The following is a 10,865-nucleotide window of genomic DNA, read 5'->3' as shown; positions in this document are numbered from 1 at the left end:
TCTTCAACTGTCTTTTCAAATAAAACAAAGTCGGCGATCGTTAAAGCTATAAAAGGTTGCAGCATCATATAACCTTGCCCTGCATCTAATTGATTTCCATACGCTTTAGCTAAGTTATAAATTACTCGTTTTTCAAAATATTCTACGTTCAATATTTGCATTTCAATGATGACGGTAGAACCATTGTATAAAAGTGCTTTTACATCAAAATAACTCTCTTTTATAGTGTTAGTGACTCCAGGGTTATAGGGGTTAATTATTTTGAGATATTGAATAATATTTTGATTGTTATAAACTATGGCATTGAGAAAGCTGATGAGAATGTTTTGACTGTGAATAGAACCAAAGATTTTTTTAAAGGCAAAGTCGGTTTTGGGGCTGATAAATTTCATGGTTATATGTTCTTTTGAACTGGTATGATTTATGGTACACTATTTAATGGTAATTAAGGAGCGTTGGCGGAGCCTAGGGGTCTACCGCTTCTGCCTTCTTCAATCAGTTGAAGAGAGCAGAGAGGTTGGATGAGGGGATTAAATCCTGCCAAATTCCTTAGCAGGATATTGCTAATAATCAATTTATCTGTTATTACTTATTAATTTAAAATAACCTAAATATTATAGGAAATTATTGCTATGAATCAACTCAGCGATGCAGATAAAATTATGCTAGAAAAATTTCGCCAACTCTCATCAAAACAACGCCAAAGCCTTCGGGATTTTCTAGATTTTTTGCTAAGTCAAAATTCTTGGAGTAATTCGGAAAATTCATCGGGCAAAGAAGAGGAAAAACAAGTTTCTTTCTATGAAGCAACTAAAGAAATGGCAGGCGCTCTTGATGGTTTGCCCAGTGACTTGTCAACTAATAAGAAGTATTTGGAAAATATTGGTAAATAATGAGTCAAAAAGTCATTATAGATACAGGTGTTGTCGTAGCTTACTTGAGTAAAAGCGATAAATTTCACGAATGGGCGAAAGTTGAGTTGAGCAAAATTAATCCTCCTTTATTGAGTTGTGAAGCCGTAATTGTTGAGTCTTACTTTTTGCTCAAAGGCACTTATGGAGCTGTGGAATTTATTTTTTCTTTGTTACAGACAAAGCAGATAACAATTCCTTTTTCTTTAACACATGAAATGGTAGAAGTTGAAGCATTAATGAAGCGCTATCAAAATGTACCAATGTCTTTGGCAGATGCTTGTTTGGTGAGAATGAGTGAGTTAATTCCAGAAAGCGTAGTTTTAACGTTGGATAGTGATTTTCGGATTTATCGAAAAAATAGAAATGAAGCTATAGATTTGATTATTCCTGTTGATTTGTGATGGCATAAGTTGATGATAATTAGATAGTCTTTTTCTTTGAGAAATAAGATAATAAAAAAACTGATATTGCTTGTGGTACAATTCTTGGATGCGGGTTACAGAGTTGTTCAATTTAACGACAAAAATATTGGAGGCTAATTAATTGAAAATAGGGGGTGATGAAGTTGAAAATCTATTTTGATGTCTGCTGCTTAAACCGCCCTTTTGATGATTGGACGCAAGAGCGTATTCGCTTTGAAGGAGAAGCAGTTCTCAATATTGCAGCTAGAATTAGCTCTGGAGATTGGCAACTTATTACCAGTGAAGCGATCGCTCTAGAATTAGAAAAAATGACTGATGTGGAAAAGTTAGAAAATATCCAGAAAATCTTACAAATGGCTACAATAAAAGTTACCATTGATAGTATTATTCGGGAGCGGTCGCAAACATTAGAAAAATTAGGATTTGGATTGTATGACTCTTTCCATATTGCCTGTGCTGAAAAAGCAATGGCTGATGTTTTTTTAACGACAGATGACCGCTTGCTGAAAAAGGCAAATAATTATCAGGAATTACTCCAAATAAAATTAAGCAATCCTGTTAATTGGTTAATGAGTATTTTTCAAGAACAAGGTGAGATAGAGAATGAAACCAGTTGAGCTTAGAAGAAAAGGTTATCAAGTTTTGGTGGATAATTTAGGCCAAATTAATACTATTCGTTTTTTACAACAAGTGGGATGGGGGTATGGTGATTACACTAAAGAACGAGAAGAGTTACTTAAGGGAGTAACGCGGGAGGAATTTTTGCAAGACCTTGAGCGGATTAGAAATAGCCAAAAATAACTATTATAATGCTTGGCATAATGATCGCTCAGAAGATTGGTTTAAGGAAGTGGAGGAAGAGTGGGATGTAGCTGCCGCTGGGCTTTGCCAACCCATATTAGAATAAATAATATGAGACAGTCTTTTGCTATTAGGATAGAAGATAATATTTTTGAGTAGATTTATGGGTTGTTATGGGTAATAAGGGTATGAGTGCTGGACAGTTGTTGAAGCAGGCTAATAGGTTGAAGAGAGAGGGGCGGTTGGATGAGGCGATCGCTCTTTATCATCAGCTTATTGAAATTAATCCTAATTTTGCTTGGGCATATAATAATTTGGGTGATGCTTTTGTTAAGCAGGGAAACTTTGATGAGGCTGCTGTTGAGTATCAAAAGGCGATTGAAATTAATCCTAATTCTGCTTGGTTTCAGATGAATTTAGGTCGTTTGTTTATTCAGCAAGGTTGTTTTGAAGAGGCTATAGGTTATTTTAGGCAAGCGGTTCAAAGCAAGCATAATTTGTTATGTGAATTGAATGGTAAGCATGAAGAATGTGCTTCAAATCTCTCTACACTAACTGTAAATAATGAGCTTTTCCCAGAGAATTTATACTTTCCAGAGGAAACCGACTCTCAATGGCAGTTTGGTGACTTGGATAACCTGGCAAAGCTAACTCCTGAAACATTAAGTAACCAGCCGGAAAGAGCTAAAGTTGCCGTTTTTGTGGCGATCGCTCACCTTTACCAAGGCGATATTCAGGCAGCACAAGATTGCATTGGTCTTGCATTAGATTGGGGTTTGAGCGAACAGAGTATCAGTCAAATGATTGTTTCTGGCTTACATAAGTGGTTTGGTTGTTCTGCCACATTTACTGGTGTTCGTAACTCTTGGTACATTGGCGACTGGGAAGCTCTAGTTCAGTTGGACAAGGCAGATTTGTTTCAGCGTCCCGAACGTGCTAAACTAGCTCTGTTAGTTGCTACAGGTTATCAACAACTGGGGAATATAAATGCTTTACGACGCTGTACAGATTTAGCCCTAGAATGGGGTTGCAGCCATAACCTAGTTTATCGAGTTTTGACTTCTGGCATATATAATCTCCTTGGACGAGGGGCTGCAGTTGCCCGTCGGTACAAGCTGTCTTTAAAGTATTTTAAATTGGCTTTTGCGGTTATGGAAATTGCAAATAATCCCCAGAGAACTTTGCTGAAGTCACGAGTGAAGAAACAAATTGGACAAATACCTTCTCTTAATACTCAAAAAGTTATCAATTTAGTGTTAAACTCAGACCAATGAGAATGTCTATTTAATAAGGTGAAAGAGTCGGTTTACTACTTAGTGACTTTCAGAGGCGATCGTGGGTAGGATTTTGTGGATACAGTTCCTGGAGATGATTAAGTGCTTCGTCGGCACGGATAATTTCTTTTTCCATTTCTGATAATCGCTGATTTTCCCGTTCGAGTTCTCGAATGCGTTTTTGTAGTTGAGGGATTTCGGCTTGTTTTTCTTTGGCAGTCTGAAGTTGTTCTCGTAGGGTTGAAACGCGGGCAATGTTTTCTTGGGCGATTAAATACCATCCTTTGAACCCGTCCATTGCTTGGCGGCATTCTTTGACGACAGCCATGAGGCGGGCGCGATCAAAGTCTGCACCTCGGCAATCTTTGAGGACATTGTAGAGTTTGAGGACATATTCATTTTGTACTTGATAATCTTCATGTACTGAGCGGTTGAGATTGGGTTTAATGACCTGACTAAGAACTTCCTTCACATCCCCAGTAAAATATTGGTCTAATCCCGTGTAGGACAAAATTTCCTTAGCTATTTTTGTTGGCTCACTGAACCAATCTTCATAGTGAACAATGAAACAATCTGCACCAATATGATGCAAAGCTTCAGTATAGTTGGAAAGCCATGCTAATTCTCCAATTGCTTCAGCGTGCCCAAAACTTTTTTTTCTAGACGAAGCCGATGTGGATGGATTGCGAACAGCCATCAAGAAAATAGGAACTGTGGCTGTAGAATTAAAAGCCTGGAACCAAAGGGGTAAAATCAGAGAGGTTGCGGGATGCTTAAAACCCCATATGCTTTTTGCTTTGTTTGTATTTTTAACTATTATTTGTTTTAATTGTCTAAAAATAGCATCTTTTAAACTTCGATTGCAATTCATATTTTCATAAGGCAAAGGCAGCAGAGAGTTTGAGCCTACTTTTGGGAATATCTCTTTGAAATATATATTTGTCATATCTTCATCTTCCATCGGACTAAGAGTGTTATGAAATCTTGGTGGAACGAGATTTTCTGAAATACTCATACCTATTGATGCTAAGACTTGCATCAATACTGAAGTCCCCGACCTACCAGAACCGAGTACAACAACAACATGCTTTGTTTTTTGCTCTGAGCGATTTATTTCCACCATGGTTTATTCTTAGCTATACTATTACAAAGATTCTAACGATAAAAGAATATTATTACTCATCTTGTTTTCATTTTCCTTCTCCAAATTTCTGATCTCTTGCAAGAGCTTGCTAGTTTTTTCTTTCAATATAGCTACATCTTTTGTTTCGACTGGAATGAGAACTTCTTTTTTACTTGGAAAAAGCTTTTGCAAATCAGGATACTTTGAATACTGCTTCACGAAATTAAGTATTTTAAGACTTCGCAATAAATACTGATATTTTCTCGTATAAAACAGAAAACTGACTTCTGGATTCCAATTATTGGGGACTTTATATGACTCTGCACTTACAATAAAGTCTGTATCAAATAGGTGTTCGTCTAATTCTTTACGATCTATTTTTGGATAAATTTGATTCATTAACTTTAGTATAATTTGTTTGTAATAGTCAAAACCCCAGTTAAATTTCTTCGCAGTTTCAGTTCTACCTTTGTCATCAATAAGCATTCGATTCCAATAGTCTAGACCAGCATTTTTACTTGCGTCTTCCTCAATTAGTTGTAGCCAATTTTTTTCTCTTGCCAACGCAACGATTGGCAAGTCATTTTTCCGGGCTTTAATCGACACTTGTAAATCACACATAGGAGTTGGACTGAAATCAGAAAAATTCAAATTTATTGAATTACAGTGAAAAGCCAAGGTTCCCGTTCCAGCCAAGGTAACAAAGCGATCCTGCTCAAGACCAGTTCGTGAACCAAAAACTGCTATTCGCTCAAAATACCATTCCAAAGGTTCTCCAAAAATCGAACCATGAACACAAACAGGAACTCTATCGTTATATTTTTTTAGAGTAGTTACCATCTTGTATGAATAATCATCTGGATACAAGAAGTCATCATCTAGTGAAAAGTAATAACCATTTTTTGCCTCTGGTAAAAAAAAGAATTTTCCGGCAGCAGCTAAATCACCATGATTTTTACTCCAGGCATAAGATATGTTATCCTGTTGAACACATTCTGGAACTTCTTCATGCCCGTTCAAATAAACATAAATGCGATCAAACTGTGGTTTTAAACGCTCTAGCACTTGTGGCAATGTATTCAGCCTGCTCGGTATTGTTGCCATTCCAGCTATAATTTTTTCTTTAACTGGTGGTCTCCCAGTTTTTATTGCATTATTTATCAACTTTATGTATTCAAGATTATCATTTATTGTCAATGACCTGCAATCGTCAACGATATTCCCTACTGGGGTAGTTATGTCTTTTTTGACAGAGATAAAATGTTCAAGTAAATCATAAACTGCTATATTTGCAGGTAAATTTTCCACGCTAGGGACTACCATAAGTGCCTTGTTACAAAGAAAGAACAAGCTGTTGAGCAGTCCATGAGATGAGGGACTCAGAATCTTGTGTTGGTCACTGTTTGCTCCATCAGATTTAGAGCCTATGAATCCTACCTGTGCAGAAAAAAGGCACTCTAGTAGTTTCGGTAAGACATCGCTCTCAAAGACAGCAGACTCATCCAGAAAGAGGATTTTACCATACCTAGCAGTTTTGGCTATTTTACTCATAGGAGCTTGAGCAGACATAATTTCCGGTGGCAGCAGCCGGATCAACACGCGGGGAATAAAAGGCTTAATAACAGACAGAGCTTCCTGGGGTTGAGCCGCAGGCATCAATATCTCTACAGGCTTATGAGTGTTATAACGTACAAAAGACCCTAAAAACTTCTTCACAGAGCGGATATCTTCCCCTGCGCGAATAATTATAGATACTCCATCTGTTGCCCCCTTGCCATTTTTGCTACTGACAGGTTCCACTGCTGAACCTTCAGGACGTAAAGAATACCAGATTAGATACTCCTCAGACAAAAACCCAGCTAGAGGCGAAACCTTCTTAATATATTTCTTAGCCAAAGTCTGTCGCGCCTTTTTAGCCTCCAGTTTCTCAGCACTGACAAAATCGTGATAAATTAGTAACTTAGGCCAATAATAAATTCCTTTGTTGGGAAATTTCTGCAAACAACGGCTAGTTAACTCCACACCTTCGTGACCAAAAAGCAGCGGATCGAACCCCCCAACAGAGACAAACGCTTGTTTTTGAATCACCATATTCCCCTCAGTAATCAATACTGCGGGTAAAGGATAAACCCCCAAATCATAGTGCAAAGGAGGCCGTGCTTTTGGTGGATTAACACTCGGAAGTATTCTACCTCTAATTGCCAAGAAATCATGGTTTTCCATCGCTTCCCGTGCGTTGCTGACATACTCAGAATCCATAGTGGCATCATCATCCAGAAAAATCAAGCGATCGCCCCAAGCAAAATGCGCCCCCACATTACGCCCCTCAGAGGGCAACAAATTTATAGGAGGAGACACCCAAAGCATTGGAAAGTCAGCTAACTGCTGGCGAACTGCTTCATTACCACCGTTGTCTATGAGAATAACTTCAAACCCCGTATCAGTTTGCTTGAATACTGATTCTAGACATTGCATCAACGCCAGATCTGCATTAAAGCTGACGATAATCACCGAACTGTGAACCGACTTCTGTGGCCTTTTATCCTGCTTGGGAAAACTTTCATAGTCAACACTTTGTCGATATACAGCCATCTGTTCGCGAGCTTCATCAAACCCCTCTTGGAGATATAGCCTCCGAGCTTCCTCAAATATGGTAAATATGTTCTGATTTTGTCTCATTACTTCAAAATTCCTGATGGGAAATAACTTTCTCTTACCAACGGATGCCACGAAAGATTACATCCTTGCGAATGTTATCCTTGTAGCGCTCCACCACCCGGAACATATCTTCCATCACCTCTTCAGTCAGGTAGTGCGGTTCAACACCAATATTCACTAAACCTTGGTAAGTTGGATTGTAGTAATGTTCCTCAGACTCTTTGCGTGGATTTTCAATGCTTTTAATCTCCACATCATAACCCAATTTTGTGCCTACCTTCTTAGTCAACTCTGCCAGTTGATTAACGCTGAAAGTTTCCATAATTTGGTTAAAAATACGAAGCTCGCCAGATTTTGCCAGCGTTATTTCAGACTTGTGTACGCATTGCAGTGTGTCTTTAATATTCAGATAACCCCGAATTTGCCCACCCTTTCCATAAACAGTCAGGGGGTAACCAACAACAGCTTGGGTAATGAAACGGTTGACCACTGTACCAAATACCTCATCATAATTGAAAAGAGTCTTCAGGCGATCGTCAATCACAGATTCTTCAGTTTCCAAACCATAAACCGGACCTTGCATTAGGTCTGTCACCCTTAAGTTCCACATACGAACCCCAAACCAAAGCAAGTCAGTATCCATAATTTTTGTGGTGTGGTAGATAGACGACGCTTGTCTAGGGAAGAGAAATTTGTCTTTGCGTCCCTTATGTTCAATTTCCAGCCAACCTTCCTCAATGTCAATATTAGGAGTTCCATATTCTCCCATCGTTCCCAACTTAATAATGTGGGTACTAGGAGAATAATCACGCACTGCAAACATCAGATTATTTGTAACCAGAAGATTATTTGAGATAGTGGTATTAGCGTAGTTGTAATTAATCAAAGAATAGGGAGCAGATGGCTGCTCTGCATAATGGACAACCGTATCTGGGATACCAGTAAACTTATTATTAACAGCCCACTGATAAGAAACACTACCATCAAAAAATGCACGCATTTGATGTGGGTTAGTCAGATCGCCAATCACCACTTTGATTTCTTTACCAGTTTTTTCATGCCAAATGCTGGCTCGCTCCTGTAGAGTGGGCAAACTATAAAGCATCCTTACATCCAATTCAGTGCAAGCATTGCGCCGGAAATAGTTATCCACTACGGTGACATCATAACCGCGTTGGGAAAAGTACATAGCTGTGGGCCAACCAAGATAGCCATCACCGCCGAGTATCAGAATATGTGCCATGTTGTATTCTAGCCTCCTGTGTATTGTATATTGTTTATTATTCTGAACTAATTGTGTTTTGTCAGATTTTGTGGTAATAAGTCTGCTTCCAGAAGTTGATTCCCAAGCAGAAAATCCGTTAACTCTTTTTGAGATAAGGGCTTTTCATTGTTAGAATTATAGGGCTTTTCAACCGTTAAAGACAGAATATCTGGATAATCATATTCAATCTTGTCAGAAATACTACCAAAAGCAGGTATAACAGCAAAATAGTTTTTCAATTCATACGTTCGTCTAGTTTCCTCACTATTCATCAGTTCTTCATAGAACTTCTCACCAGGTTTAGCCCCAATGGTTACGACTTCGATAGCATCAGGGCGATAGCCGTAAACCGGAGCCAACTGCTGAATCATAACCTCAGCCAAATTTAGAATCCGAATCGCTGGCATTTTTGTCACAAAAATTTCTCCCCCCTTGGCAAGGATACTTGAATCAATAACAAGTCGGGTAGCTTCCTTAATGCTCATAATGAAACGAGTCATCTCCGGGTCTGTCAGAGTCACTGGACCACCTCGACGAATCTGTTCGTGAAAAACTGGTATAACAGAGCCTCTGGAACCAAGAACATTTCCGAAACGAGTAGAAGCAAAAACTGTCCCACTTCCCTTCAAAGATTCGCTGCTAGCTGCAGTCATCAGCTTTTCCCCCATGAGTTTGGAAGTTCCCATCACATTTGTAGGATTAACAGCTTTATCAGAGCTGGTAAAAATCACCCTTTCTACCTTTGACTCATAAGCAGCTTCAATGACATTTTGAACACCATTAATATTAGTCTGAACAGCTTCAAAAGGGGAACGCTCGCAGAGTACAACGTGCTTAAATGCCGCAGCATGAAAAACAATATGTACACCTTGAAACATTCTAATCAGCTTGTAGCGATCGCGGATGTCTGCTAGAAAGAAAGTAACATTTGTCTGTTGCTGATAGCGCTGCTGTAGAAAAAATAGTTCAGATTCGTTATTGTCTAGTCCAATTAGCTCGCCTACAGCATATTCTTCTGTAAGCTGGCGTACCAGTTCTTTACCTACAGTGCCACAGCATCCTGTCACTAATACAGATTTTTTGTTAAGGTGCGTCATATTGTTCCAGTTGTACTTTCCAATTTTATAAGATGTATACTATCATTTGAATTATTTAAAGATTTATATTGCTTAACTCCTGATATTTCAAATAATATTCTTCCAGCATTTCTTGAGCTTGAGTTAGCTGGAGTAGAAGCAGTTCGTTTTCTTTATGGAGGCTATCGGTTGCTGTTTGTTCTGCTTTCTGTCTGTCCTCCTCTCTTTTTGCCAAAAGGTAATGTCCATCCACCCCATCAAAACCCAAATCTACAGCTTTCTGATAAACCTCAACCGCCTCATCCTTTTCCCCCAACTCCAACAAAATATCCCCCAACTGCTGCCAAACTAAAGCAGATCCAGGATGCAACTCCACCGCCTTCCTCAACTCAACCTCCGCCTCCCGCCAACGTTCCAACCGCATCAACCCATACCCCAACTGATGCCTAACCACAGCAGACTTAGGATTAATCTCCACCACTAACCGATACTCAACAACAGCCTCCTCCCATCTACCCAACTGCCCCAAAGCATAACCCAAATGATGCCTCACCTCGGCTCCAGCAAAACCCAAACTAATCGCCCGCCCATACTCAACAACAGCCTCATCCCATCTACCCAACTGCCCCAAAGCCTGACCCAAACCAAACAAAACTTCACCAGACTCCCCAGACAAAACCACCGCCTGACGATAAAATTCCACGGCCTCCGACCATTGTCCCAACTTACCCAAAGCCTCAGCCAAACCCAAACAATAATCAACCCCACCGGGACTCATCTCCCAACTCCGACGATAAAACTCCACCGCCTCAGACCATTGCTCCTGCCCAGACTTAGCCGCCCCCAAATAATAATAAGCCTCTGTCTGTAGGGACGTTCCATGAAACTTCCCTGCATTTGCATACAACATATTTACCACTTTGTCAAGACACTGCTCTGCCTCCGACCATTGCCCCAACTTCACCAACACCGCTCCCAAACCAAGATAAAACTCTGGCACATCGCTCTTCTGCTTCACGGCCCGACGAAAATAACCCAAAGCCTCCTGAAATTGACCTTCACCCTGTAACAAAACCCCCAACTTGTAGAGAGACCAGGAAGCTTGAGGATTTATGGCCACAGCCTGACCAAAAGCAGCGATCGCCTCATCTATGCGCCCCACCTTAACCAAAGCCTCCCCCAAATTATGATGAGTATGGGAAAAACCAGGATTAAGAGCGATCGCCTCACGGTAAGCAGCCACAGCATCATCGAGCTTGCCCTCCCGCAACAATTGATTAGCAGTTTTGAAATTAGTTTGAACCATAATTGAAGTCAAAAGTTAAAAGTCAAC

General features: G+C 39.7%; 12 protein-coding genes. 6 read left to right on the top strand and 6 right to left on the bottom strand.

The features are described 5' to 3' along the window. Nucleotides 1-392, bottom strand: a 392-nt coding sequence (locus F6K18_RS35205) for an Rpn family recombination-promoting nuclease/putative transposase (protein ID WP_287527892.1), incomplete at its 3' end; no start/stop codon positions are given. Nucleotides 393-632: 240 nt separating this feature from the next. On the opposite strand from F6K18_RS35205, the gene F6K18_RS35200 reads away from it, so the two are divergent. The 6 genes from F6K18_RS35200 to F6K18_RS35175 all read left to right on the top strand — a co-directional run bounded on the left by F6K18_RS35200 (nt 633) and on the right by F6K18_RS35175 (nt 3,411). After that, on the top strand, nt 633-893 hold the full coding sequence (locus tag F6K18_RS35200; protein ID WP_124143509.1) for a hypothetical protein: 261 nt from the start codon (nt 633-635) through the stop codon (nt 891-893). Further along, complete coding sequence (locus F6K18_RS35195) at nt 893-1,315, top strand: type II toxin-antitoxin system VapC family toxin (RefSeq protein WP_124143508.1); 423 nt, start codon at nt 893-895, stop codon at nt 1,313-1,315. Before F6K18_RS35200 ends, F6K18_RS35195 begins: the two co-directional genes overlap by 1 nt. A 158-nt stretch (nt 1,316-1,473) precedes the next feature. Beyond that, entirely contained in the window at nt 1,474-1,953 is a 480-nt protein-coding gene (locus F6K18_RS35190) for a hypothetical protein (protein WP_192901047.1), read from the top strand. Continuing rightward, a complete protein-coding gene (locus F6K18_RS35185; RefSeq protein ID WP_124143506.1) occupies nt 1,940-2,137 on the top strand; it encodes a hypothetical protein in 198 nt (65 codons plus the stop codon). Before F6K18_RS35190 ends, F6K18_RS35185 begins: the two co-directional genes overlap by 14 nt. Next, nucleotides 2,109-2,243 carry a hypothetical protein gene (locus F6K18_RS35180; RefSeq protein WP_275670289.1) on the top strand — a complete coding sequence of 45 codons (135 nt, stop codon included), beginning with the start codon at nt 2,109-2,111 and terminating at the stop codon, nt 2,241-2,243. Before F6K18_RS35185 ends, F6K18_RS35180 begins: the two co-directional genes overlap by 29 nt. Before the next feature lie 82 nt (nt 2,244-2,325). Next, nucleotides 2,326-3,411 carry a tetratricopeptide repeat protein gene (locus F6K18_RS35175; protein WP_287527889.1) on the top strand — a complete coding sequence of 362 codons (1,086 nt, stop codon included), beginning with the start codon at nt 2,326-2,328 and terminating at the stop codon, nt 3,409-3,411. 49 nt (nt 3,412-3,460) lie between these two features. Here F6K18_RS35175 and F6K18_RS35170 read toward each other — a convergent pair whose 3' ends face one another. From F6K18_RS35170 to F6K18_RS35150, 5 genes are read right to left on the bottom strand one after another with little or no spacing between them, the layout of a single operon-like run. Next, nucleotides 3,461-4,534, bottom strand: a complete 1,074-nt coding sequence (locus F6K18_RS35170) for a sulfotransferase (protein WP_287527887.1) — start codon at nt 4,532-4,534, stop codon at nt 3,461-3,463. A gap of 21 nt (nt 4,535-4,555) precedes the next feature. Further along, entirely contained in the window at nt 4,556-7,213 is a 2,658-nt protein-coding gene (locus tag F6K18_RS35165; RefSeq protein WP_287527885.1) for a glycosyltransferase family 2 protein, read from the bottom strand. A 34-nt stretch (nt 7,214-7,247) separates the two neighbouring features. Next, the gene (locus F6K18_RS35160) at nt 7,248-8,435 is read right to left on the bottom strand and encodes an NAD-dependent epimerase/dehydratase family protein (protein WP_124143501.1); all 1,188 of its coding nucleotides are present in this window, start codon (nt 8,433-8,435) and stop codon (nt 7,248-7,250) included. Between the two features lie 47 nt (nt 8,436-8,482). Next, nucleotides 8,483-9,553, bottom strand: coding sequence for an SDR family NAD(P)-dependent oxidoreductase (locus tag F6K18_RS35155; RefSeq protein WP_287527882.1), 1,071 nt, complete (start codon nt 9,551-9,553; stop codon nt 8,483-8,485). A gap of 55 nt (nt 9,554-9,608) precedes the next feature. Further along, nucleotides 9,609-10,838 carry a tetratricopeptide repeat protein gene (locus F6K18_RS35150; protein WP_287239583.1) on the bottom strand — a complete coding sequence of 410 codons (1,230 nt, stop codon included), beginning with the start codon at nt 10,836-10,838 and terminating at the stop codon, nt 9,609-9,611. Between the last annotated feature and the right edge of the window lie 27 nt (nt 10,839-10,865).

The sequence above is a fragment of the Okeania sp. SIO2C2 genome (assembly GCF_010692625.1).
GTDB classification, from domain to species: Bacteria; Cyanobacteriota; Cyanobacteriia; order Cyanobacteriales; family Microcoleaceae; genus Okeania; species Okeania hirsuta.
The sequence above is the reverse complement of the archived record's forward strand: the minus strand, read 5'-3'. Positions and strand labels throughout refer to the sequence as shown.

Excerpts from the sequence above, each read along its gene's own strand:
- F6K18_RS35200 (WP_124143509.1), top strand. The coding sequence starts at position 633 with ATGAATCAACTCAGCGATGCAGATAAAATTATGCTAGAAAAATTTCGC.
- F6K18_RS35175 (WP_287527889.1), top strand. The coding sequence starts at position 2,326 with ATGAGTGCTGGACAGTTGTTGAAGCAGGCTAATAGGTTGAAGAGAGAG.
- F6K18_RS35195 (WP_124143508.1), top strand. The coding sequence starts at position 893 with ATGAGTCAAAAAGTCATTATAGATACAGGTGTTGTCGTAGCTTACTTG.
- F6K18_RS35170 (WP_287527887.1), bottom strand. The coding sequence starts at position 4,534 with ATGGTGGAAATAAATCGCTCAGAGCAAAAAACAAAGCATGTTGTTGTT.
- F6K18_RS35155 (WP_287527882.1), bottom strand. The coding sequence starts at position 9,553 with ATGACGCACCTTAACAAAAAATCTGTATTAGTGACAGGATGCTGTGGC.
- F6K18_RS35160 (WP_124143501.1), bottom strand. The coding sequence starts at position 8,435 with ATGGCACATATTCTGATACTCGGCGGTGATGGCTATCTTGGTTGGCCC.
- F6K18_RS35185 (WP_124143506.1), top strand. The coding sequence starts at position 1,940 with ATGAAACCAGTTGAGCTTAGAAGAAAAGGTTATCAAGTTTTGGTGGAT.
- F6K18_RS35165 (WP_287527885.1), bottom strand. The coding sequence starts at position 7,213 with ATGAGACAAAATCAGAACATATTTACCATATTTGAGGAAGCTCGGAGG.
- F6K18_RS35190 (WP_192901047.1), top strand. The coding sequence starts at position 1,474 with ATGAAGTTGAAAATCTATTTTGATGTCTGCTGCTTAAACCGCCCTTTT.
- F6K18_RS35150 (WP_287239583.1), bottom strand. The coding sequence starts at position 10,838 with ATGGTTCAAACTAATTTCAAAACTGCTAATCAATTGTTGCGGGAGGGC.